Source organism: Stutzerimonas kunmingensis (assembly GCF_002929225.1).
Classification (GTDB): Bacteria; Pseudomonadota; Gammaproteobacteria; order Pseudomonadales; family Pseudomonadaceae; genus Stutzerimonas.
Genome location: NZ_PISM01000022.1, coordinates 575,270 through 599,033, shown reverse-complemented (window position 1 = coordinate 599,033; position 23,764 = coordinate 575,270). Strand labels below are relative to the sequence as shown.

The window sequence follows — 23,764 nt, the reverse complement described above, 5'->3', positions numbered from 1 at the left end:
AGCCACTTGTTAGCAGGCTAACCATTATGCCTGTCATCTTGTCGCACCGCTGCACCAATCAGCTGAAACCATTCAGCCCAGCCAGGACGGTGGCGTCACTGCCCTGTCCGTTCCGCTGCGTGCTCTGACTGAGCACGGACGCGCCGCCCGGCGGCAAGCGGGACGCCGGCATTTCGCGTATGATCGCCGGCTTTTTGCCGAGCCGCGCGGCGTTTCGCGGCGTTCGAGTGTAGTCGTGATGTACCAGTTGAGAGCGATGCAGGAGCGCGATATCCCTGCCGTCCTGGCGATCCAGGAAGAGTCCTATGCCGCCGAGGTCCTGGAAGACGAGGCGGTGATCCGTTCGCGTCTGGCGACATTTCCGCAGTTGGCGTGGGTGGCCGAGGATGACGAGGGTGTGTGCGCCTATCTGTTCGCCTATCACTCGCGACTGGGTAAAGTGACGCCGCTGGACGGGGAGTTCTGCACCGACGGCGAAGCCGATTGCCTTTACCTGCATGACCTGGCCGTGGCCGGACGGGCCGCCGGCCGCGGCATCGGCCCGGCACTGGTGCGGCACAACCTGCAACAGGCTGGCGCCGCACAGCTGCGTTATTCGGCACTGGTGTCGGTGCAAGATTCCACCGGCTTCTGGTCGCGTCTGGGCTACGAAGCCCACGACGAACTCGACCCGCCGCAGGCCGGCAACCTGGCCAGCTACCAGATCCCTGCCGTGTACATGGTGCGCGACCTGCACCAGTAAGGCGCACGCACCTTACCCGGCCCCGATAGGCGCACCATGACGGTGCGCTCAAAGCCCCATTATCAGGCACGCATGCCCGAAAGGCGCCGCGATCGCGATATATGGGGCCGGTTGGCAAGCCACTTGCTCTTGTTCCGGAAACGATCCGACCGGAACTCTGCACATGCTGGTGATTCGCCAACGCATCGACGCCCGCCCCGAGTGGCAGGCCGAACTCGAACTGACCTACGACGCGCGCAGCAAGAGTCGCCTGCGCTGCTTCAGTACCAGCGGCGAGGATGTCGGCCTGTTTCTCGAACGCGGCCAGCCGCCGCTGCACGATGGCGAATGCCTGCTCGCCGGTGATGGCCGTGTCGTGCGCGTGCGTGCTCGGCCCGAGCAACTGCTGCACGTCACCTGCGCCAGCGCTTTCGAACTGACCCGCGCGGCGTATCACCTGGGCAACCGCCATGTCGCCCTGCAGGTTGGCGATGGCTGGCTGCGGCTGCTCGACGACTACGTGCTCAAGGACATGCTGTTGCAGCTGGGCGCCGGCGTCGAACACATCGAAGCCCCCTTCCAGCCGGAGCATGGCGCCTACGGCGGAGGTCATCACCATTCCCACGCGGGTGAGGCAGAGTTCAGCTACGCGCCGCGCCTGCACCAGTTCGGCGTACGGACGTGAACGCGACGGCCGCTCCCGGCTCGGCCTGGGCGCTGCTCCGGCTGGCCAGCCCGCAGCTGCCGATCGGCGGCTACAGCTATTCCCAGGGTCTGGAAATGGCGGTGGAAAACGGCTGGGTGAACGACTCCGACAGCGCTCGGCGTTGGCTGGAGGATCAACTGCTGCTCAACCTCGCGCGCTTCGAGGCGCCGCTGCTGCTCGCGCATTGCGAAGCGGCGGCACAGGACGACTGGCCGCGTCTGTTGCTTCTGGCCGCCGAGCACCGCGCCAGCCGCGAAACCCGCGAACTTCAGCTGGAAAGCCGGCAGATGGGCTATTCCCTGACGCAGTTGCTCGACGGCCTGCCGGAACTCGACCAGCCAGCGCGCGACTGCCTGGCCGCTGCCGACGAGCCCGGTCTAGCACTGGCCTGGGCGCTGGCCGCCCGAGCCTGGCAGATCACGCCCGCCGACGCTCTCGCCGCCTGGTTGTGGGGCTGGCTGGAAAACCAGCTGGCGGTGCTGATGAAGACCCTGCCGCTGGGGCAGCAGGCGGCGCAGCGGTTGACCTCGCAGCTATTGCCGGTCCTGAGCCAGGCGCAGCGAGACGCCAGCGAGCTGCCGGAAGCGGCCTGGGGCAGCGCGCCGCTCGGGTTGGTGCTGACCAGCATGGCGCATGAGCGGCAGTACAGTCGGTTGTTTAGGTCATGAGGGTGATTGCTGATTCGGTGCTGGCAGCACCTATCGCTTGGGGCGGCTCGGCATCGTTGTCGGCCCGCGGCTCTGGTTTCGCCCTGCTGGGCGAGTCCCTTTTGGCAAATGCCCGGATGGCCGGCCCCCCAAAAGGAACCAAAAGGTCTTGCCCCTACATCCGGGTCTCGCTTCGCTCGACTTCCCTCATTCCATCCGCGCTCCGGGGGCCAGCGTACAAGGGCCATCCCTGGCCCTTTACGCCTCTCGCGGCACGATCACCACACTCAGCCAACGAATCCCATGCCTGCCCGAATCGGCAGCGGCACGCCCTTCGCATCAACCCCAAGGCAGCCACACCGCCTTCCAGAGGAGAACACCCATGAACACCCAACCCCTGCGCGTCGGCATTGGCGGGCCGGTCGGTTCCGGCAAGACCGCCCTGACCCTCGCCCTGTGCCAGGCCCTGCGCGACCGCTACAACCTCGCCGTGGTGACCAACGACATCTACACCCAGGAAGACGCCCAGTTCCTAGTGCGCAACGAGGCCCTGGTGCCCGAGCGCATCATCGGTGTGGAAACCGGCGGCTGCCCGCATACGGCGATCCGCGAGGACGCCTCGATTAACCTCGAGGCCGTGGAGCAGCTCAACCGACGCTTTCCCGGCCTGGACCTGATCATCGTCGAGTCCGGCGGCGACAACCTCTCGGCGACCTTCAGCCCGGAGCTGTCGGACCTGACCATCTACGTGATCGACGTCTCCGCCGGCGACAAGCTGCCGCGCAAGGGCGGGCCGGGCATCTGCAAGTCCGACCTGCTGGTGATCAACAAGATCGACCTGGCGCCCATGGTCGGTGCCTCGCTGGAGGTGATGGATCGCGACGCCCGCAAGATGCGCGGCGAGCGGCCGTTCGTCTTCAGCAACCAGAAGGTCGGCCAGGGTCTCGAGGAAATCATCGCCTTTATCGAGAAACAGGGAATGCTCAGCGCCGCGTGACCTCGCCCATCAACGGAAATCGACCGAGTGCCAGCTTCTCGGTCCAGCTCTCAGCCTTGCAATCAGAGGAACTCGCATGAACGTACAGAAAATCCTGGTCACCTCCGCCCTGCTGCTCAGCCCTGCGCTGGCCCTGGCTCACCCCGGCCATGACCACGCCGGAGTGGTGTCCGGTATCGCCCACCCGATCTTCGGCCTCGACCATCTGCTGGCCATGCTCGCGGTGGGTCTATGGGCTGCCCAGCAGACCGGCAAGGCGCGCTGGGCGCTGCCGATGACCTTCGTCGCGACCATGCTGCTCGGCGGCCTGGCCGGCTTCGCCGGAATCGAAATGCCGCTGATGGAAACCGGCATCGCCGGCTCGGTCCTGGCGCTGGGCCTGCTGGTGGCACTGGCGGTACGCCCGCCGCTGGTCGTCGCCGCAGCGCTGACCGCCCTGTTCGCCGCCAGCCACGGCGTCGCCCACGGCCTGGAACTGCCAGAGCTGTCCAGCCCGTGGGGTTATGCCGCGGGCTTCGTTGCTGCTATAGCGGCCCTGCATGCAATCGGCTATGCACTGGTGCGCTACCTGCCGCAGGCCGCCGCGCCGCTGGTGCGTATCGCCGGCGCCGCTTCGGCACTAACCGGTGCCTGGCTGCTAGCCAGCTGAGAACCAGGCCATGCCTAGTGATAGCGCCGTCGCAGCGCGACATTGAGGCGATCGACCACTTCGGCCCAGTCGGCATCCTCGAGGATTTCCTCGCGCAGAAAAGCCGCCTGGGCTGGCGTCCAGAACGACGCATCGGCCAGATAGACGTCTTCGGCCAGGGGTGAGTGGGTTTCGATAAAGCGCCTGATCGAGACATCATCGTTGGGCAGGCCCAACTGCTCGAACAGGTTATGGAAGGCGTGGATCGACTGTTCCATGTTGAACCTCCGGTGCTGACGCGGGGATGAACGCTATGAGTATCGTCCATTCCCACGAAAGCGCCGGCAGCGCATGCTGATTCAGCGGAACGGCGGCTCGTCGAAGCTGCGCAGCTTGCGCGAGTGCAGCGAGTTGAGCTGGCTGCGCAGCAGATCCAGGGCGGTGATACCGATCTTCAGGTGCTGGGTCACGGCGCGCTCGTAGAACGCATTGGCCGAGCCGGGCAGCTTGATCTCGCTGTGCAGCGGCTTGTCCGATACGCACAGCAGCGTGCCGTAGGGCACCCGCAGGCGGTAGCCCTGGGCGGCAATGGTGCCGCTTTCCATGTCCACCGCCACCGCGCGCGACAGGTTGATCAGCGGCCGTTCCTGCGCCCAGCGCAGCTCCCAGTTGCGGTCGTCATAGGTCAGCACGGTGCCGGTACGCAGGCGCTTCTTCAACGCTTCGCCCTGCTCGCCGGTGACCGTCGCGGCCGATTCCTGCAGCGCCTGCTGCACCTCGGCCAGCGCTGGCAGCGGGATGTGCGGCGGCAACACCCGATCGAGGATGCCGTCGCGACGCATGTAGGCGTGGGCCAGCACGTAGTCGCCGATCGACTGCGACTGCCGCAGCCCGCCGCAGTGGCCGATCATCAGCCAGCAATGCGGGCGCAGCACGGCCAGGTGGTCGGTGATGTTCTTCGCGTTGGACGGACCGACGCCGATGTTGACCAGGGTGATGCCATGGCCATCGTCGGCGATCAGGTGGTAGGCCGGCATCTGGTAGCGGTGCCACATCACGCCACCAATGATCGCCTGCGCCTCGCCCTCCTCCATGCCGCGCTCGATGATCACGTTGCCCGGCAAGACCATGCGCGTGAAGCGGGTGTCGTCGCGCAGCATGTCGAGGCCGTGGCGGATGAACTGGTCGACGTAGCGGTGGTAGTTGGTCAGCAGGATCCACGGCTGTACGTGGCGCCAATCGCTGCCGGTGTAGTGCACAAGCCGACGCAGCGAGAAGTCCACCCGCGCGCCATCGAACAGTGCCAGCGGATAGGGATCGGCGTGCTCCCAGTCGTAGAGCCCGTCGGCGATATCGTCGGTAGCGGCGGACAGGTCGGTACTGGGGAATACCCGCGCCAGCTCGGCAGCGGTCACGCCGCTACCGGCCAGCTCGTCGCCCTGCTCGATGACGTAGGGATAGGGAATGTTGCGGTCGCTCATGCCGACCTCGACCGTGACGTTGAAGTCCTGGATCAGCGGCTTCAACTGGTCGAGCAGGTAGGCGCGAAACGCTGCCGGATGGGTCACCGTGACGCTGTACACGCCGGGTGCCTGCACCTTGGCGTAGGCGCGAGTCGAGGCCGGCACTTCGCCATGGCATTCGTAGGTCAGGCGCAGCTGCGGATAGCGGAACAGGCTGCGTTCCTGCAGGCTCGGCTCGGTGCGGCTGGCTACGTAGCGCTTGAGCGCCTGGTTGAGCGCTGCTGTGGCCTGCGCGTGCAGCTCGGCCAGCTTGTCGACCGCCTCCTCAGCGCAGGTGGCGACGGTGAAGGTTCTGGATTCGTTGGAAGTCATGGCTCATCCTGGCTTAACACACGGGCCTATCTTGGCTGCATTTGGTGACGGATGTATACGCAGCCGAGCGGTTGGAGCCGCATCCGAGACGCCCGCGCGCTGGAAATGTGCGCCGTCATCGGCGAAAAAAAATCCGACGCCAGAGCCTGGCGTCGGATTCGGGCACCGCTTCGAGCCCGCCGCCGATGCATTGCTGCATCGGCCGCACAGGCTCCTACCGATTACTTGTCCAGCAGCATGGTGCCGTTCTTGGCGAAGTTGGCATGCCAGGAGAAGGCTTTTTCCAGCACGTGCGGGGTGTGGCCGCCACGCTGTTTCGCCTCTTCGAGGTAGGCGAGCGCCTGGGCCCTGTAGTCCGGGTGCATGCAGTTGTTGATGATTCGCGCCGCCGCCTCGACGGGCGCCAGCCCGCGCAGATCGGCATAGCCCTGCTCGGTGATGATCACGTCGACGTCGTGGTTGGTGTGATCCACGTGCGTGACGAACGGTACGATGGAGGAGATCTTGCCGTCCTTCGCCGTCGAGGTCGTCACGAAGATGCTGATACGTGCGTTGCGGGCGAAGTCACCCGAGCCGCCGATACCATTCATCATGTGGGTGCCGTTGACGTGCGTGGAGTTCACGTTGCCGTAGATGTCGGCTTCCAGCGCAGTGTTGAAGGAGATGATCCCCAGCCGGCGGATCACTTCCGGATGATTGGAGATCTCCTGCGGACGGAACACCACCTTGCCGGCGTACTTGGCGAGGTCCGAGGCCAGGTTGTCCACGCGCTTCTTCGACAGGGAGAAGGCGGTGGCGGCGGCGAACTTCACCACTCCGGCGTCGATCAGGTCGAAAACGCCGTCCTGCAGCACTTCAGAAGCGACGGTCAGGTCCTTGAACTCGGAAGTCTTCATGCCGGCCAGCACCGCGTTGGCCACCGAGCCCACACCGGACTGCAGCGGGGCCAGGCTGTTGGTCAGGCGTCCCAGCTTCACTTCCTCACGCAGGAAGTCCAGCAGGTTGTCGGCGATTTTCTGGGTTTCGGCGTTCGGCTCGAACAGCGGGGAAGGAATGTCCGGCTCGCTGGACAGCACGATACCGCGCACCTTGGCTGGATCGACCGGGATACCGATCGAGCCGATGCGCTTGCTGACGTTGTAGACCGGGATGTCCTTGCGCGAATCCTCGCCGGCCGGGCCGGGGATGTAGATGTCGTGCATGCCTTCGTACTCGCGCGGAGCAGAGGTGTTCAGCTCGATGATCACGTGCTTGGCGTTCTGCACGAAGATCGGCGAGTTACCGACCGAACCGGTCGGGATGATCTGGCCATCCTCGGTGATGGCCGCCGCCTCGATGATGGCGTAGTCGACCTGCGGCAGGACGCCTTGACGCAGCAGTTCCGCGGTATGGGACAGGTGCTGGTCGATGTAGAGCACTTCGCCGGCGTTGATCTTCTTGCGCTGCACCGGGTTGCCCTGATACGGAATGCGCTTGTTGATGATGCCGGCTTCGGCCATCGACTGGTCGGCTGCCGGGCCCATGGACGCGCCGGTGAACAGGTTGACCTTGAATTTCTCGCGCTGGCCGCGTTCGGACAGTGCCTTCGGAAACACCTTCGGCTCCCCGAACAGGGTGAAGCCGCTCATGCCCAGCGTCATGCCGTCCTCGATCCACGACGCGGCCTCTTCTGCCGAGACGACCTTGTCGAGAAACGCTGCGTTGCGGATGTACTTGTTTAGATCGGTTGCCATGAACTCACCTCAGAAACTCATCGAATGCTCGTCCGTGAAGGCTCTGCAAAGAAATTCGCCAGGCCTGACGAGGCAGGGAGACGGCCACTTGATGTCCGGAGACAAAGCGCCCATGTCTTTTGCCGCTCAATATCGGAACCTCAAAAAATCATGCGGCACTTGCAACCCCGTAACGTAGTCGCTCGCCCCATTCTAGGAGCACCAGCTCGTTTGGCTGTTATACAAAGGTACTAGCAGGCCGCCGCACAGGAGAGGTCATAGCCGGTATCGACGCCCAGCGCAACCGCGACCGGCCGGCGGCGAGGCGTTCGCAGGCCGCACTTCACGCGGTTAAACCGGGCCACCCAGGCTGTCGCCGCGCCCAAAGCGCCGCCTGAACGCTGTCAAATCAGGAAACGAACCGGGCACCGCCGTCACTTCCCCGCGCTGGTCTTCGCCACCATACTCGCGCCCGCCCGACTGTATTCAACGGTAGCCCCACGGTCGCGGGCAGGGCGATGATCGAAACAGACAGGTAGGCATCATGCAGGCAACACCCGTGGAAACGAGTACTCGTCGTCGACTGCAACAGCTCATTGAGCAGCCAGCCGTTCAGCGCAGCATTCTGCTGCTGATCGTGATCAACGCGGCCATCCTCGGCATGCAGACCTCGCCGGCACTGGTGGCCAGCTGGGGCGAGCTGCTCAGAGTGCTCGACATGTTGATCCTCGGCGTATTCGTGGTGGAAATCGCAGCGCGCATCTACGTTCATCGCGCGGCGTTTTTCCGTGATCCCTGGAGCCTGTTCGATTTCACCGTGGTTGCCATCGCGCTGGTGCCCGCCAGCGGCCCGTTCAGCGTTCTACGTGCCCTGCGCGTACTGCGGGTGATGCGCATGGTCACGATGGTGCCGTCGATGCGCCGCGTGGTTGGCGCGCTGCTGTCGGCCATTCCCGGCCTGGGCTCGATTGCCATGGTGCTGGCGCTGGTCTTCTACGTTTCCGCAGTGATCGCCACCGGGCTGTTCGGCGCCGACTTCCCCGAGTGGTTCGGCAACCTCGGCCGTTCGATCTACACACTGTTCCAGGTGATGACGCTGGAAAGCTGGTCGATGGGCATCGTGCGCCCGCTGATGGACGTATTCCCCTACGCCTGGGTGTTCTTCATCCCGTTCATCCTGATTGCCACCTTCACCATGCTCAACCTGTTCATCGCCATCATCGTCAACGCGATGCAGACGGTTACCGATGCGGAGCACGAAGCCACCCAGGCGAGCATCGAGGCGGCGCGCGAGCACATCGAGGCGGACCTGCATGAGGAGGTCCGCGCCCTGCGTGGGGAAATCGCCGAGCTCAAGGACCTGCTACGCGGGCAGGCGCGCCGCTAGGCGACGCAACCCTGCCACGGAGTCACAGATGCGGCGCACTGCGCGCCAGCAGCGCGTCGATGTCGAGCCCGCGCGGCAACGTTCCATAAACCCGCCCGTGCACTTCCAGGCGACTGGCGATGAAGGCATCCGAAACGGCCGCGTTGCCGGCTTCGAGCAGCAGCTTGGCCTGCAGGCCGACGGCAACGTCTTCGGTGAGCTGACGGGCGCGGCACTGGATGTCCTCGGTGTCGCCGAAGGCGGCCTTCAGCCGCTGGATATGCGCCTTCAGGCGCGCATCGCCGTGACCGTCGCCGAGTTCGGCGAACAGGACTTCGAGCACGCCCGACTCCTTCGATAGCGCGCGCAAGACGTCGAGGCACTGCACGTTGCCCGAGCCCTCCCAGATGGAATTCACCGGCGCCTCGCGATACAACCGCGGCAGGATGGTTTCCTCGACGTAGCCGGCTCCGCCCAGGCATTCGCTGGCCTCGGCGATCATGTTCGGCGCGCGTTTGCAGATCCAGTACTTGCCGACGGCGGTGACCAGACGGGCGAACTTGTCTTCGTGCTCGTCATGGCGATTGTCCTGGGCGCGGCCCATGCGCAGGGTCAGCGCCAGCGCCGCCTCGCTTTCCAGGGCAAGGTCGGCCAGCACGTTCTGCATCAGCGGCTGCTGCAGCAGGACCCGCCCGCCGACCTGGCGGTGCGCGCAATGGTGCAGCGCCTGGGTCAGGGCCTGACGCATCAGCGAGCTGGAGCCGATCATGCAGTCGAAACGGGTCGAGGAGACCATCTCGATGATGGTCGGTACGCCGCGCCCTTCCTCACCGACCATCCAGGCCAGCGCGCCGCGGTACTCGACTTCGCTGGAGGCGTTGGCCCAGTTGCCCAGCTTGTTTTTCAGGCGCTGGATGTAGAACTGGTTGCGCGTGCCATCCGGGCGATGGCGGGGCAGCAGGAAGCAGGACAGGCCCTTGTCGGTCTGCGCCAGGGTGAGGAAGGCATCGCACATCGGCGCCGAACAGAACCACTTGTGCCCGACCAGCTCGTAGGTCTGCCCGGGGCCACCGGCGCCAACCGGATACGCGCGTGTGCTGTTGGCGCGCACGTCGGTGCCGCCCTGTTTCTCGGTCATCGCCATACCGATGGTGACGCCGGCCTTCTGCTCCATCGGCAGGTTGCGCGGGTCATATTCGCGGGCAAGGATCTTCGGCAGCCAGCGTTCGGCGAGATCCGGCTGCAGGCGCAGGGCGGGCACGCTGGCGTAGGTCATGGTCAGCGGGCAGCTGCTGCCGGCCTCGGCCTGGTTGTGCAGGTACATCAAGGCGGCACGCGCCACCTGGGCACCGGGTTGCGGATCAGCCCAGGGCAGCGAGGGGATGCCGTGCTCGATGGCCGCACGCATCAGCTCGTGATAGGCCGGGTGAAACTCCACCAGGTCGATGCGATGACCATAGCGGTCATGACTCTTGAACACCGGCTTGTTCTCGTTGGCGAGAAAACCGGCCTGCATCAACGGACCGCCGGCAAGCGCACCGTAGGCATCCAGGCGTTCGTCCGCCCAGCCGGCGTGGTAGCGCTGCACCCATTGCTGCAGCGGCAGGTCGATACGGTAGAGGTTGGCGCCGTCGAGGGGCGGCACCTGGTTGGTGACCTCGTGGGTTTCGGCGCAACTTTGCGGATTCATCTGGGCGTCCTCCTTCAATACCGGCACAGCTGTCAGCAAGCGTAGCCGGCCTGGGCGGGGCGCCGGCCGCGCGGCAATGGATCAGCAGTGAAACATGCTGCGCGACGAGGATTGAAGCGAGGTATCGGCCAAAAGGTCCGCGCGTCAGGCAATCGGCGCGCAGGGCGGAAGATCGTTCGCACGGCCTGCGGCGGGCCCATCCGTCGCGCTCAGCGGCAGGCGCAGACGCACGCAGAAGCGACTGCCCAGGCCGGGCCGTGATTGCTGATCGAGCTGCCCACCCATCACCTCGATCAGCCCCCGGCTGATTGCCAGGCCGATACCGAGGCCGCCGTAGCGCCGGGTCATGGAGCCGTCGACCTGACGGAACTGGTGATAGAGAAATGCCAGGTCGGCGTCGCTGAAGCCTATGCCGCTGTCGACGACCTCGACATTCAGCAGCAGTTCGCGCTGCTCCAGCGCACCAGCGAAACGCAGCGTGACAGCCCCACGGGAGGTGAACTTGACGGCGTTGTCGAGTAGATGGCAAATGCTCTGTTCCAGCTTTTCACCATCTCCGTACACGCGGTCAGGCAGCTTCTCGTCGAACTCGAGATCGAAGACCAGGCCCTTGTCCTGCGCCCGCGGGGCGAACTGCTGCTGCAGCCGTGCGGCGGTTTCCCGCAGACTGAAGCGTTGATCCTGCAGGCGCAACTTGCCGGCGCGCAGTTCGCTGAGCACCAGGATGTTGTTGACCAGACGCATCATGTCGCGCGCCGAGCCGGTGGCGATGTGCTGGTACTGTTGCAGCTCTTCCGGCGTATCCGAGCTGGGCAGCAGCTCCAGCGCGCCCATCACGCCCATCATCGGCGTGCGCAGCTCGTGGCTGATATTGGAGAGGAATTCGTCCTTGAGCCGGTTGCTCTCGGCCAGCTCGCGGTTCAGTTGTTCCAGCTCGGCACGGGCGTTTTCCAGGATCTTCGCTCGCTCGTCCTTCAGCCCGTTGATGCGGTCGGCCAGCGCCATCGACAGCAGCACCACCTCCAGCGCAGCACCTAGCTGGCTGGCGTACATGGTCAGGAAGTTGTGTGGCAAGTGCCCGAGCACCATCAGCGTGTTGATCTGCCCGCCGACCAGCAGCGCGCTCCAGGCGATGATGAAGTAGCGCGCCACACGCATGCCGCGCAGCCAGGCCAGGATGCCGGCGGCAAACACCACCAGGGTAAACAGCAGCGCCAGCGCGGTGGCCAGGCGCAAGGCCACTCCGTAATCGGCGGCCATGGCGAGCGCCATCACCAGCACGGAGAAGACAATGATCAGCCGCAGCAGCCAATCCACCCAGCGGCTGTGCTCCGCGGTGCGCAGAAAGCTGCGGGTGAACAGGCAGCCGAACAGCCCGGTGGCGCCGATCAGCAGCGGCGTCGCGGCATTGGCCCACCACGGACGATCCGGCCAGAGGAACTGCACGCCGGCGCCGTTCACCGAGACCTGGTAGAGGCCGAACGCGGCGATGTAGAGGATGTAGTAGAGATAGCTGGGATCGCGGATGCTGATATAGATGAACAGGTTGTAGACCAGCATCGCCAGCAGTACGCCGTAGATCATGCCCAGCACATAGAGCCGCCCGGGTTGCGCCTCAAGATAGGCGTGATGCGACCAGAGACTCAGGGGCACCTGGATCGAACCCTCGCTTTGCACGCGCAGGTACAGGCGCTGGGGCCGATCAGTCGGCAGCTGCACTTCGAACAGGTAGTTGCCCTGGCCGATCTCGCGGCTGGCCCAGGGGCGGGTGTCGCCGGTGTCACGCGCCAGGCGGTAACCGCCTTTGCCGTCAGGCAGGTACAGCTGCAGGCTGTCGAGCGGCGGATAGGCCACCTCCAGCAACCAGCGTCGCGCGCCTTGCACGGTTTGCGGACGGTAATGCAGATCGACGCGCACCCAATGCGCGGAGCGCGAATAGCCGGCGTTGAACACCGCGGTCCGGTGAGGCAGGAAGTGACTTTCGAACGCGGGCGAGGCGACTTCGTCGATTTGCGCGTCGCCAAGTGGATCCTCGAACACCCGCATGAGCTGCCCGAGTGGCAGGTGACGGGTGTGTTCGTCCAGTTCGACAGCAGCGGCCAGGGCCGGCAAGAGGGCCAGGATGAGCAGGAAGACGTACCGCATGATGCCTCGTGCAGGCCAGACGACGAAAACGGATTCACGCCCTGCGAACCCCGCCACCCGACCCGAAAACCAAAGTGCCAGCAATCTACCACAGCGATGGTTGCAGCCGGAAAAGACGAATGTCTGCCGGATCGCTGGCCCGATGGCCGGCGGGCGCCGCGCTGGCGGGACGCACAACTGCCACGTCCCGCCAGCGCTGTTTGGTGATAAGCTCGCACGCCATGAAAAACCCTACTTCAAGACCCGTCGTCCTCTGTCTGTCCGGCCATGATCCCAGCGGCGGCGCCGGCCTGCAGGCGGACATCGAAGCCCTTCTGGCGCAGGCCTGTCACGCTGCACCGACCGTCACCGCACTGACCGTGCAGGACACCGTCAACGTCACCGACTTCCGCGTCCTCGACCGCGAATGGGTGCTCGCCCAGGCCAACGCGGTGATCGCCGATATGCCGATCGCGGCAGTCAAGCTCGGCATGCTCGGCTCGGTGCAAATGGTCGAGACCGTTCTCGAGATCATGGCCAAGCTGCCCGGCGTGCCGCTGGTCTGCGATCCGGTGCTGCGCGCCGGTGGCGGCGGCGCGCTGGGCAAGGATGATGTCGGCTTCGCCATGCGCGAGCGACTGTTCCCGGTGTCGACCATCGCCACGCCGAATCTGCCGGAAGCTCGCATCCTCGCCGAACTGCCCGAGGGCAGCGCCGACGAATGCGCCGAACGCCTGTTGCCGCATATCCGCAACCTGCTGATCACCGGCGGCCACGGCGATGAAAGCGAAGTGCATAACCGTCTTTACTGCCGCGATGGTAGCCGCCACGATTTCACCTGCGCGCGCCTGCCCGGCAGCTATCACGGTTCCGGCTGCACCCTGGCCAGCGCCCTCGCCGGACGCCTGGCGCTGGGCGAGGAGCTGACCAGTGCTGTCCGCTCGGCGCTCGATTACACTTGGCGCACCCTGCGCGATGCCGAGGCGCCCGGCCATGGGCAATTCGTCCCGCGGCGCCTGCCACTGGACCTGGTCTGACTGGAGAGCAGCGCATGAAGGACTCGACCCGCCTGCGCGGCCTGTACGCCATCACCGACAGCAAGTTGCTCGCCGAGGGCCGTTTGCTCTCGTATGTCGAAGCCGCATTGAAAGGTGGCGCCCGCCTGCTGCAGTACCGCGACAAATCCAGTGACGAGGCCCGTCGCCTGCGTGAGGCCGATGCGTTGCAGGAACTCTGCGCCCGCCATGGCGCGCAACTGATCATCAACGACGATGCCGAGCTCGCCGCGCGACTGGGCGTCGGCCTGCATCTGGGCCAGGAAGATGGCTCGCTGGCCGCCGCCCGTGCCCTGCTCGGCCGCCAGGCAATCATCGGCGCCACCTGCCATGCGCAGCTGCCGCTGGCCGAACAGGCCGCGCGTGACGGCGCCAGCTATGTCGCCTTCGGCCGCTTCTTCCAGTCGCAGACAAAGCCGGGGGCACCCTCGGCCGATCCCGAACTGCTGCGCGAAGCTCGCGCCCGCATCGGCCTGCCGATTGTCGCTATCGGTGGCATCACGCCGGAAACGGCACCGCGCCTGATCGCCGAGGGCGTGCAGATGATCGCCGTGGTGCACGCGCTGTTCGCCGCTGACAGCCCGACCGAGGTCGAGCGCCGCGCCCGAGCGTTCAGCCAGCTGTTCAATACCCCCTGATTCCGCCACGGCTGACCCGCCATTCGGCGCTCAGCCCCTGCTTTGCGAGGCCCGCATGTCCCGTTCCGAAACCCTTTTTGCCGCTGCCCAAACCCACATCCCTGGCGGCGTCAACTCCCCCGTACGCGCCTTTCGCAGCGTCGGCGGTACCCCGCTGTTTTTCAAACACGCCGCCGGCGCCTATGTCATCGACGAGGATGACAAGCGCTACGTCGACTACGTCGGCTCCTGGGGCCCGATGATTCTCGGCCACAGCCATCCCGAGGTGCTCGATGCCGTGCGCCGCCAGCTCGAGCACGGGCTGTCCTACGGCGCGCCGACCGCCATGGAAACCGAGATGGCCGAACTGGTCTGCCGCTTGGTGCCGTCCATGGAGATGGTACGCATGGTCAGCTCCGGTACCGAAGCGACCATGAGCGCGATCCGCCTGGCCCGTGGCTACACCGGCCGCGACGCCATCATCAAGTTCGAAGGTTGCTATCACGGTCACTCCGACAGCCTGCTGGTCAAAGCCGGCTCCGGCGCCCTGACCCAGGGCGTGCCGAGCTCGGCCGGGGTACCGGCGGATTTCGCCAAGCACACCCTGACTCTGGCCTACAACGACCTCGCCGAAGTCGAGGCCACGCTGAAGGAAAAGGGCGAGCAGGTCGCCTGCATCATCGTCGAGCCGGTCGCCGGCAACATGAACTGCGTCCCCCCGGCGCCGGGCTTCCTCGAAGGCCTGCGCACCCTGTGTGACGCGCATGGCGTGGTGCTGATCTTCGACGAAGTGATGACCGGGTTCCGCGTCGCCCTCGGCGGCGCCCAGGCCTACTACGGCGTGACGCCGGACCTGTCGACCTTCGGCAAGATCATCGGCGGCGGCATGCCGGTCGGCTGCTTTGGCGGCAAGCGCGCCATCATGCAGCACATCGCCCCGCTCGGCCCGGTCTACCAGGCCGGCACGCTGTCCGGCAACCCACTGGCGATGGCCGCGGGCCTGACCACGCTGGGCCTGATCAGCCGCCCGGGCTTCCACGACGAGCTGAGCGCCTACACCAGCCGTATGCTGCAGGGCCTGCAGGACCGCGCCGATGCCGCCGGCATCCCCTTCGTCACCACCCAGGTCGGCGGCATGTTCGGTCTGTATTTCAGCGGCGCCGATGACATCGTGACCTTCGCCGACGTCATGGCCAGCGATGCCGACCGCTTCAAGCGCTTCTTCCATCTGATGCTCGAGGGCGGCGTCTACCTGGCACCGAGCGCGTTCGAGGCCGGTTTCACTTCTATCGCCCATGGCGACACCGAGCTCGCAATCACCCTGGATGCGGCCGAGCGCGCCTTCGCCAAACTCAAGTGAGCCCGACGATGGAGTTGTTGCAGAGCATTCTGCTCGCCCTGACTGCCGGCGCCAGCGCACTGCTGATCGGCCGCGCCCGGCGCCGTTACGGCGAAGCGGACCAGCCAGCGCTATTCAGCGCACTGCTCGGCTTCATCCTGACGGCCGCCAGCGCTGCGTGCGCCGCCACAACTCTGCTTGGCATGGATCTGGAGCAAGCGCGGCAGTGGCTGGAGCGCGCCAGCCTGCTGCTCGGCCTGCCGCTGATTGCGATCGCTGCGCTGACCCTGGCGCGGCGCTGGGTGTGGAGTCGACCGAACTGGGGTCGTGTGGTGCTGGGGTTGTGCGTGTTCTTCGAACTGGCGCGGCAGCTGGGCTGGAACGAGCCCTACGCCTTCGGCGTGATGCTGACCAGTGCGCTGCTGGCGATCTACGCCGGCGCGCTGCAATGGCCGGCACGCCTGCCGACCCTTGCCGGCCTGGCGGCTGGCGCGCTACTGCTGGGCATGGCCCCACTGCCGAACGGTGTGTCGATCGCCAATCCGCTCGGCGACCTGGGTCCGCTGCTGTTGGCCATCGCCAGCCCGCTGCTGACCATTCTGCTGGTGCACCTGCCGGGCAGCACACGCGAGGACGCTCCGGCAGTCGCATAAAAAGCCGATGACAGGCGGTTAAAGGCTTTGTAAGCAGACTGCAGCTTATCCATAATGTGACGGCTGGCTCGTTCCAGCCTTTCATTACCGCCCTGCTCCTCGAGGCGCCAGATTTCATGATCCGCACCGGCCGCATCCTGTCTTTGGGCTGTCTGCTGCTTCTCTCGCCTCTCTCGGCCATGGCCGGCGGGAATACCCTGCTGATCCCGGCGACCGCGCGCTGCGCGCTCGACACCCTTCCCGAAGAACTCCCCGAAGCACTGCGCAACTGCCAGCAGGCCGCCAGCGAAGGCGACGTGCAAGCCGCCTACGAGCTGGGCGAATTCCACTACGACGGCAAGCGTGCGCCACGGGACCTGGCCAAGGCACTGTACTGGTTCGAGCAGGCCTCACTACGCGGTCATGCCGCCGCGCAACACCGGCTCGGCGTGATGTTCTTCCGCGGCGAAGGGGTCAAGGCCAACAACGTCCAGGCCTACATCGTGCTGAAGATGGCTGCCGTGAATGGCGAAGACGATGCGCTGGATACAGCCGACCGAGTTTCCGGACAGATGCGTCGCGACGAGCTGGAAATTGCCACCCAGGTTCTCGGGCAGATCTTCCGCGACTACCTGATGCAACTGCAGGCCGCCGACGCGCCGCAGATCCCCTGAACAATCCTGCGGCATCCGCCCGCGCTTTCCCCTGCTCGGTCGTGGGCATATAATCGCCGGTCATTTTTTGCACAACGCCGGCCCGTAACATGATCCGCAAGCTTTTCATCGAAACCCATGGCTGCCAGATGAACGAGTACGACAGCTCGCGCATGGTGGACCTGCTGGGCGAACACCAGGCCATGGAGATCACCGAGAACCCGGCAGAGGCCGACGTGATTCTTCTCAATACCTGCTCGATCCGCGAAAAAGCCCAGGAAAAGGTTTTCTCGCAACTGGGTCGCTGGCGCGAACTGAAGCTGGACAATCCACAACTGGTGATCGGCGTCGGCGGCTGCGTGGCCAGCCAGGAAGGCGCGGCCATTCGCGACCGCGCCCCGTATGTCGACGTGGTCTTCGGCCCGCAGACCCTGCACCGCCTGCCGGAGATGATCGACGCCGCGCGCACCACGAAGAAGCCGCAGGTGGACATCTCCTTCCCCGAGATCGAGAAGTTCGACCGCCTGCCCGAGCCGCGCGTCGACGGCCCCAGCGCCTTCGTCTCGGTCATGGAGGGCTGCAGCAAGTACTGCACCTTCTGCGTGGTGCCCTACACCCGCGGCGAGGAAGTCAGCCGCCCGCTGGCCGACGTGCTGGCGGAAATCGTCCACCTGGCCGAGAACGGCGTGAAGGAAGTCACCCTGCTGGGGCAGAACGTCAACGGCTATCGCTACGACGGCCACGACTTCGCCGACCTGCTGCACGCCGTGGCCGCGATCGAAGGCATCGGTCGCATCCGTTACACCACCAGCCATCCGCTGGAGTTCTCCGACGCGATCATCCAGGCCCATGCCGACATCCCGCAGCTGGTGAAGTACCTGCATCTGCCGGTACAGGCCGGTTCCGACCGCATCCTCGCGGCGATGAAGCGCAACCACACCGCGCTGGAGTACAAATCGCGCATCCGCCGGCTCAAGGCCGCGGTGCCGGACATCCTGATCAGCTCGGACTTCATCGTCGGCTTCCCCGGCGAGACCGACAAGGACTTCGAACAGACCATGAAGCTGATCGAAGACGTCGGCTTCGACTTCTCCTATTCCTTCGTCTATAGCTCCCGCCCCGGCACCCCGGCCGCGGACCTGGTCGACGACACCCCGGACGAGGTGAAGAAGCAGCGCCTGGCGATCCTCCAGCAGCGCATCAATCAGCAGGGTTTCGAGAACAGCCGACGGATGGTAGATACCACTCAGCGCATCCTCGTCAGCGACTATTCGAAGAAGGACCCCGGCATGCTGCAGGGTCGTACCGAACACAATCGCATCGTCAATTTCCGCTGCGACAACCCGCGACTGATCGGCCAGTTCGTCGACGTGCACATCGACGACGCGCTGCCACACTCGCTACGCGGCACCTTGCTAGCTTGAGAACCGGGAATGCGGCCCCCATGTGATTGCATCGGGGCCGCGTCTGCGCTTTCCGCTTTGCGCCCGCGGCGCTATTCTTCCCCCACCACTTCGCCGACCACGGCCACATATAAAAGCCCTTGAACGCACCCATAGAACCGCATCGTTTCACCCTCGAACCCTTTGAAGCCCGTCGCTTCGCCAATCTCTGCGGCCAATTCGACGAGCATCTGCGCCTGATCGAACAGCGCCTGGAACTGGAAATCCGCAACCGCGGCAACCAGTTCGAGCTGATCGGCCCCACCGACGTGGCCAAATCGGCCGAACAGCTGCTGCGCCGGCTGTACCGGGAAACCAAGAACACCGAGCTCTCTCCGGACATGGTGCATCTGTACCTGCAGGAATCCGGCATGGAAGAGCTGGCCAATCCGAATGCGCACCAGGGCGTCGCCCTGCGTACCAAGAAGGGCATGATCCGCCCGCGCGGCGCCAACCAGCAGCGCTACGTCAAAGCCATCCTCGACAACGACATCAACTTCGGCGTCGGCCCGGCCGGTACCGGCAAGACCTACCTCGCTGTCGCCTGTGCCGTGGACGCGCTGGAGCGTGAACAGGTGCGCCGTATTCTGCTGGTACGCCCGGCGGTGGAAGCCGGCGAGAAGCTCGGCTTCCTGCCCGGCGATCTGGCACAGAAGATCGACCCCTACCTGCGACCGCTCTACGACGCACTCTACGAGATGCTCGGCTTCGAACACGTGGCGCGGCTGATCGAGAAACAGGTGATCGAGATCGCCCCGCTGGCCTACATGCGCGGACGCACGCTGAACAACAGCTTCATCATTCTCGATGAAAGCCAGAACACCACCCAGGAACAGATGAAGATGTTCCTTACGCGGATCGGCTTCGGCTCCACCGCGGTGATCACCGGCGACATCACCCAGGTCGACCTGCCTCGCGGCACCAAGAGCGGCCTGGCGCATGTCATCGAGGTGCTCAAGGACGTCAACGGCATCAGCTTCACCCACTTCAAGCCCAAGGACGTGGTGCGTCACCCACTGGTGCAGCGCATCGTCGAGGCTTACGAGTCCTTCGAGGATCGTCAGTCGCCGGCCAGTAAGCGTGCCGCGCAGGACGCCAGCGATGATTGAGCTCGACCTGCAGTTAGCCAGCACGGGCGCTGCACCGGCGCTCGCCGATCTGCAGCGCTGGTGCGAACTGGCGCTACGTCAGTGCAGCGGCGACTCGGAGCTGACCATTCGCCTGGTGGACGAGGCAGAAGGGCGCGAGTTGAACCGCACCTGGCGGCAGAAGGACTACGCGACCAACGTGCTCTCGTTCCCGGCAGACGTTCCCGACGAATTGCTGGACATCCCGCTGCTCGGCGACCTGGTCATCTGCGTACCGGTGGTCGAGCGCGAAGCCGCGGCACAGGGCAAGGCACTGGCGGCACACTGGGCACACTTGGTTATCCATGGCTGTCTGCATCTGCTCGGCTACGATCACATCGACGATGCCGAAGCCGAAGAGATGGAAGAGCTGGAGCGTCAATTGCTGGCCGAACTGGGTCATCCCGACCCCTATGCCGAAGAATCGCCCGTCATGGGCACTTGCAAGGACTCTTGAGTCAACGACATGAGCGAAGATCGATCGATCAGCGGGCAGAAGACCTGGCTGGAAAAAATCACCCAGGCTTTTGCCCATGAGCCCAAGAATCGCCAGGAGCTGCTGGAAATCCTGCGCGAAGCCCACCAGAACAAGCTGCTCGACAGCGAGGCACTGGCCATCGTCGAAGGTGCCATCCAGGTCGCCGACCTGCAGGTACGCGACATCATGGTGCCACGCTCGCAGGTGATCAGCATCAAGGCCGACCAGTCGCCACGCGAATTCCTGCCCGCCATCATCGCCGCCGCACACTCGCGCTATCCGGTCGTCGGTGAAAGCCTCGACGAAGTGATCGGCGTGCTGCTGGCCAAAGACCTGCTGCCGCTGATCCTCAAGGACGAACAGCACAGTTTCGACATCAAGGATCTGCTGCGCCCGGCCACCTTCGTGCCGGAGTCCAAGCGCCTCAACGTGCTGCTGCGCGAGTTCCGCGCCAACCACAACCACATGGCCATCGTCATCGACGAGTACGGCGGCGTGGCCGGCCTGGTGACCATCGAAGACGTGCTGGAGCAGATCGTCGGCGACATCGAAGACGAGCATGACGTCGAGGAAGACAGCTACATCCGCCCGCTGCCCAGCGGCGATTTTCTGGTCAAGGCGCTTACCCCGATCGACAGCTTCAACGAATACTTCGGCAGCGCTTTTCCCGACGACGAATTCGATACCGTCGCCGGCCTGGTGATGAGCACCTTCGGGCACCTGCCCAAGCGCAACGAAGTCACCGAGATCGACGGGTTCCGCGTGCGTGTGCTCAACGCCGACAGCCGCCGTGTGCATATGCTGCGCCTGAGCCGTACCGCGGGCGCGTAAGCCGGCACGAGCCGTTCCGCGCAGCCGACCCTGCGCGGACGCTCGTCCGCCAGCTGCTTGCCGGCCAACTTCATCGCCCTTAGCCTCCCGCACCGCTGCGCAAGGAACTTCCATGCACTGGATCACCCGTCCCGGATGGCCGGGCAACCTGCTGGCACTGGTCGCCGGCACACTGACCACGCTGTCGCTGGCGCCTTTCGACATCTGGCCGCTGGCGCTGCTCTCGGTGGCGCTGCTGTACCTTGGCCTGCGCGAAACCGCAGCGAAGCAGGCGGCGCAGCGCGGCTGGTGCTACGGCTTTGGGCTATTCGCCTCGGGGGTCAGCTGGGTCTACGTCAGCATCCATGACTTCGGCGCGGCCTCGCCGGCGCTGGCCGGATTGCTCACTCTCGGCTTCGTCGCCGGCCTGGCGCTGTTCTTCGCCCTGCTCGGCTGGCTCTGGGTGCGCCTGCTGCGCAATCGCCATTCCGCACTTGGCGATGCGCTGGCCTTCGCCGCACTCTGGCTGGCGCTGGATGCGCTGCGTGGCTGGATTCTCACCGGCTTTCCCTGGCTGTACATCGGCTACAGCCAGCTGGATGGTCCGCTGGCCGGACTGGCTCCGCTCGGCGGGGTCTGGTTGCTGAGCTTTGCCGTCGCACTGAGCGCCACCCTGCTCGCGGCGATCCCGCGACTGCTTGCCGACAAAGCACGCCTGGCCGCCGCCGTCGTGCTGCTGCTTTCCCCCTGGCTGGCAGGCCTGGCACTCAAGGACCATGCCTGGACGACCAGCAAGGGCGAGCCGCTGACCGTTGCCGCAGTGCAGGGCAACGTCGCACAAAGCATGAAGTGGGACCCGAAGAAGCTCGAGATGCAGCTGCTGCTGTATCGCGACATGACCTTCGGTAGTCGCCCGGCAGACCTGATCGTCTGGCCGGAAACCGCCGTGCCGATCCTCAAGGATCATGCCGAAGGCTATCTGCAGATGATGGCCGGCTTCGCCAACCAGCGCGAATCGGCACTCATCACCGGCGTACCGGTACGCCAGCCCAATGCGGCTGGCGAGCTGCGCTATTACAACGGGCTGACCAGCACCGGTGACGGTGCCGGCACCTACCTCAAGCAGAAACTGGTGCCGTTCGGCGAGTACGTACCGCTGCAGGATCTGCTGCGCGGCCTGATCGCCTTCTTCGACCTGCCGATGTCCGACTTCGCCCGCGGCGAATCCGGCCAACCACTGTTGCAGGCGAAGGGCCTGCAGATCGCGCCATACATCTGCTACGAGGTGGTCTACCCGGAGTTCGCCGCCGGCCTCGCCGCGCAGAGCGATCTGCTGCTGACGGTGAGCAACGACGCCTGGTTCGGCCGCTCCATCGGCCCGCTGCAGCACCTGCAGATGGCGCAGATGCGCGCTCTGGAAGCCGGGCGCTGGATGATCCGCGCGACGAACAACGGCATCACTGTGCTGATCGACCCCTACGGGCAGATCACCGAACAGATTCCGCAGTTCGAACAGGCCGTGCTGTATGGCGACGTCACCCCGATGCAGGGGCTGACGCCGTATCTGCGCTGGCGCTCCTGGCCGCTGATCGCGGTATGCGCGCTGCTGCTCGGCTGGGCACTGATCAGGCGCAAGGCATAGCCTCAGCTATGCGAAGCTGCTGGGACCTGAACAGGTCTTTTGACTGCGGCTGAGAGGGCTTCATCGCAAGCCAGACGGTTATGCCGAGCGCTACGCCGCTCTTGCCTGCGAAGGTCCAGCTCCGAGCTGAATTTGCTCGCGGCCAAGGCCGCTCCCACAGCCGCCAACGTGGGGGTGACCTTGACCGCAAATGGCGAGTTGCGGGCTGAGGCTCACCCCACGACCGTACACTCAGGTTAATGCGTTCGACTCAGTCGTTCGCGGAACGGTACACAAGCGGGTAAACCGCCATACCGACGACCTCGTTGAGCAACATGCCGTTCTGCCAGAAGGCCTTGGCCTCCGGCAACCAGCCATTCAACGGCCGACCATTAGGCACGCCCATGAAGCCCACCGGCGCAGCGATCACCTCGATCCCGTTCTGCTCGAAGCACCAGCGCGAGCGCGGCATGTGCGAGGCGGATGTCACCAGCACCACCCGCTCGATGCCCGCCGCACGCAGCATCTCGGCGCTGAAAACCGCGTTCTCCCAGGTCGTCCGGCTACGCTCCTCGAGCCAGCGCGTGGCGACGCCAAAGTCGCGCTGCAGCACCTCCGCGCCGAGCATCGCCTCGCTGGGTGGCTGGCCGTAGTGCAGCCCGCCACTGGTGAGAATCGGCAGGCCGCTGGTCTTGGCTAACCGCGCCGCATAACGCAAGCGCTCCAGCGCGATGTAGCCGGGCTGATCGCCGCCCCATGCCGGATCACTCTGCTCGCGCCCGGCCCCCAGCACCACGATGGCGCCGGCCTCTTCATCCAGCTGCATCCACTGCGCCTCGACCAGCGCCGGCTCGCGCTCAACCAGCCGCGCCGTCCATTCGACGACGACCGGCAGGCTCATCAACCAGAGCCCAACCAACCCCGTGACGAAGCACAGCGCCGCCAGCCTTGGCGCGCGCCGGCGCAGCCACCATCCGAGCAACAGCAGGAGTAGCAGCACGCCCGGCGGCAAAAGCAGCTGCTTGAAGAAATAGCGAATAGGCATCCGACCTCCGCGGCAAAGGCAGACACTCTAGCCGCAGCCGGCGGATTTGTCGGCCACTGCTCAATGCCGCGGATAGGTGTGCAGACGCTGCCTGGCGCGCAGCAGCTGTGACCCGCAGACGTGACAGGCTGCGGGGCCGGCGCCTTCCGGCCAACTCACTTCGGCGTTGCACAGCGCGCAACTCAGCGTCTGTTGCAAAGCCAGCGGCGCGTGGCGGCCATGCGCGCCGTGCCGTTGTCGACTACCGCTGCGCACAGCCGGACGCAGTGCCTGGCGCGACAGGTGAGCCTGCTCCTCCGCCGCGGCATGCCAGCCCGAGAGCCATTGGGAATCACGCTGCAGATACGCACGGATCAGCTCGAATTCCGCCGGCGTCAAACCGCGTACTTCCAGCTCGCCAGCACCGTCCGCATCAGCGGACGTGGCACGTTCGGCCTCCTGCAGGGCCGAGCTCAGTCGCTGCAACACCCTTGCATAAAGACTACTGTCCTCAGATCGTGGCTCTCGGTCCATCAACCT

General features: G+C 65.3%; 23 protein-coding genes. 16 read left to right on the top strand and 7 right to left on the bottom strand.

The features are described 5' to 3' along the window. Nucleotides 1-256 precede the first annotated feature (256 nt). From CW305_RS21950 to CW305_RS21930, 5 genes are all read left to right on the top strand, one after another. The gene (locus CW305_RS21950; RefSeq protein WP_041015919.1) at nucleotides 257-742 is read left to right on the top strand and encodes a GNAT family N-acetyltransferase; all 486 of its coding nucleotides are present in this window, start codon (nucleotides 257-259) and stop codon (nucleotides 740-742) included. Between the two features lie 163 nt (nucleotides 743-905). Next, nucleotides 906-1,406 carry an urease accessory protein UreE gene (ureE, locus tag CW305_RS21945; protein WP_038656553.1) on the top strand — a complete coding sequence of 167 codons (501 nt, stop codon included), beginning with the start codon at nucleotides 906-908 and terminating at the stop codon, nucleotides 1,404-1,406. After that, entirely contained in the window at nucleotides 1,403-2,095 is a 693-nt protein-coding gene (locus tag CW305_RS21940; RefSeq protein ID WP_104098979.1) for an urease accessory protein UreF, read from the top strand. The genes ureE and CW305_RS21940 overlap by 4 nt, the downstream gene beginning before the upstream one ends. A 361-nt stretch (nucleotides 2,096-2,456) precedes the next feature. Beyond that, a complete protein-coding gene (gene ureG / locus CW305_RS21935; protein WP_104098978.1) occupies nucleotides 2,457-3,071 on the top strand; it encodes an urease accessory protein UreG in 615 nt (204 codons plus the stop codon). A gap of 76 nt (nucleotides 3,072-3,147) precedes the next feature. Next, nucleotides 3,148-3,720, top strand: a complete 573-nt coding sequence (locus CW305_RS21930; RefSeq protein WP_104098977.1) for a HupE/UreJ family protein — start codon at nucleotides 3,148-3,150, stop codon at nucleotides 3,718-3,720. Between the two features lie 14 nt (nucleotides 3,721-3,734). Here CW305_RS21930 and CW305_RS21925 read toward each other — a convergent pair whose 3' ends face one another. The 3 genes from CW305_RS21925 to scpC all read right to left on the bottom strand — a co-directional run bounded on the left by CW305_RS21925 (nucleotide 3,735) and on the right by scpC (nucleotide 7,267). Continuing rightward, nucleotides 3,735-3,977, bottom strand: coding sequence for a DUF2789 domain-containing protein (locus CW305_RS21925; protein ID WP_014818983.1), 243 nt, complete (start codon nucleotides 3,975-3,977; stop codon nucleotides 3,735-3,737). Between the two features lie 81 nt (nucleotides 3,978-4,058). After that, entirely contained in the window at nucleotides 4,059-5,534 is a 1,476-nt protein-coding gene (amn, locus tag CW305_RS21920; protein ID WP_104098976.1) for an AMP nucleosidase, read from the bottom strand. Between the two features lie 221 nt (nucleotides 5,535-5,755). Then, a complete protein-coding gene (scpC, locus tag CW305_RS21915; RefSeq protein WP_023444942.1) occupies nucleotides 5,756-7,267 on the bottom strand; it encodes a succinyl-CoA:acetate CoA-transferase ScpC in 1,512 nt (503 codons plus the stop codon). A 523-nt stretch (nucleotides 7,268-7,790) separates the two neighbouring features. Between scpC and CW305_RS21910 the strand changes: the two genes are divergently transcribed. Further along, nucleotides 7,791-8,633 (top strand): ion transporter, encoded by an 843-nt coding sequence (locus tag CW305_RS21910; RefSeq protein ID WP_023444941.1) that lies wholly within the window; start codon nucleotides 7,791-7,793, stop codon nucleotides 8,631-8,633. A gap of 22 nt (nucleotides 8,634-8,655) precedes the next feature. Here the strand turns inward: CW305_RS21910 and CW305_RS21905 are convergent, their stop codons facing one another. Together CW305_RS21905 and CW305_RS21900 are read right to left on the bottom strand one after the other, a co-directional pair. Beyond that, on the bottom strand, nucleotides 8,656-10,302 hold the full coding sequence (locus tag CW305_RS21905; RefSeq protein ID WP_104098975.1) for an acyl-CoA dehydrogenase family protein: 1,647 nt from the start codon (nucleotides 10,300-10,302) through the stop codon (nucleotides 8,656-8,658). A 144-nt stretch (nucleotides 10,303-10,446) separates the two neighbouring features. Beyond that, nucleotides 10,447-12,447, bottom strand: a complete 2,001-nt coding sequence (locus tag CW305_RS21900) for a sensor histidine kinase (protein ID WP_104098974.1) — start codon at nucleotides 12,445-12,447, stop codon at nucleotides 10,447-10,449. 221 nt (nucleotides 12,448-12,668) lie between these two features. On the opposite strand from CW305_RS21900, the gene CW305_RS21895 reads away from it, so the two are divergent. From CW305_RS21895 to lnt, 10 genes are all read left to right on the top strand, one after another. Further along, entirely contained in the window at nucleotides 12,669-13,463 is a 795-nt protein-coding gene (locus CW305_RS21895; RefSeq protein WP_104099126.1) for a hydroxymethylpyrimidine/phosphomethylpyrimidine kinase, read from the top strand. A 14-nt stretch (nucleotides 13,464-13,477) separates the two neighbouring features. After that, complete coding sequence (thiE, locus tag CW305_RS21890; RefSeq protein ID WP_104098973.1) at nucleotides 13,478-14,119, top strand: thiamine phosphate synthase; 642 nt, start codon at nucleotides 13,478-13,480, stop codon at nucleotides 14,117-14,119. 55 nt (nucleotides 14,120-14,174) lie between these two features. Further along, nucleotides 14,175-15,458, top strand: a complete 1,284-nt coding sequence (gene hemL, locus CW305_RS21885; protein WP_003301735.1) for a glutamate-1-semialdehyde 2,1-aminomutase — start codon at nucleotides 14,175-14,177, stop codon at nucleotides 15,456-15,458. A gap of 8 nt (nucleotides 15,459-15,466) precedes the next feature. Continuing rightward, entirely contained in the window at nucleotides 15,467-16,090 is a 624-nt protein-coding gene (locus tag CW305_RS21880) for a hypothetical protein (RefSeq protein WP_104098972.1), read from the top strand. 116 nt (nucleotides 16,091-16,206) lie between these two features. Continuing rightward, complete coding sequence (locus CW305_RS21875) at nucleotides 16,207-16,743, top strand: tetratricopeptide repeat protein (protein WP_104099125.1); 537 nt, start codon at nucleotides 16,207-16,209, stop codon at nucleotides 16,741-16,743. A gap of 89 nt (nucleotides 16,744-16,832) precedes the next feature. Further along, entirely contained in the window at nucleotides 16,833-18,146 is a 1,314-nt protein-coding gene (miaB, locus tag CW305_RS21870; RefSeq protein ID WP_104098971.1) for a tRNA (N6-isopentenyl adenosine(37)-C2)-methylthiotransferase MiaB, read from the top strand. 119 nt (nucleotides 18,147-18,265) lie between these two features. Further along, nucleotides 18,266-19,273 (top strand): PhoH family protein, encoded by a 1,008-nt coding sequence (locus CW305_RS21865; protein WP_104098970.1) that lies wholly within the window; start codon nucleotides 18,266-18,268, stop codon nucleotides 19,271-19,273. Then, the gene (ybeY, locus tag CW305_RS21860; RefSeq protein ID WP_104098969.1) at nucleotides 19,266-19,748 is read left to right on the top strand and encodes an rRNA maturation RNase YbeY; all 483 of its coding nucleotides are present in this window, start codon (nucleotides 19,266-19,268) and stop codon (nucleotides 19,746-19,748) included. The genes CW305_RS21865 and ybeY overlap by 8 nt, the downstream gene beginning before the upstream one ends. Before the next feature lie 9 nt (nucleotides 19,749-19,757). After that, a complete protein-coding gene (locus tag CW305_RS21855) occupies nucleotides 19,758-20,600 on the top strand; it encodes a CorC family transporter (RefSeq protein ID WP_104098968.1) in 843 nt (280 codons plus the stop codon). Between the two features lie 112 nt (nucleotides 20,601-20,712). Next, the gene (lnt, locus tag CW305_RS21850; RefSeq protein ID WP_104098967.1) at nucleotides 20,713-22,221 is read left to right on the top strand and encodes an apolipoprotein N-acyltransferase; all 1,509 of its coding nucleotides are present in this window, start codon (nucleotides 20,713-20,715) and stop codon (nucleotides 22,219-22,221) included. Between the two features lie 250 nt (nucleotides 22,222-22,471). Here the strand turns inward: lnt and CW305_RS21845 are convergent, their stop codons facing one another. Beyond that, nucleotides 22,472-23,245: a YdcF family protein gene (locus CW305_RS21845; protein ID WP_104098966.1), complete on the bottom strand. Its 774-nt coding sequence runs from the start codon at nucleotides 23,243-23,245 to the stop codon at nucleotides 22,472-22,474. A 60-nt stretch (nucleotides 23,246-23,305) separates the two neighbouring features. Further along, nucleotides 23,306-23,713 (bottom strand): hypothetical protein, encoded by a 408-nt coding sequence (locus CW305_RS21840; protein ID WP_104098965.1) that lies wholly within the window; start codon nucleotides 23,711-23,713, stop codon nucleotides 23,306-23,308. Nucleotides 23,714-23,764 lie beyond the last annotated feature (51 nt).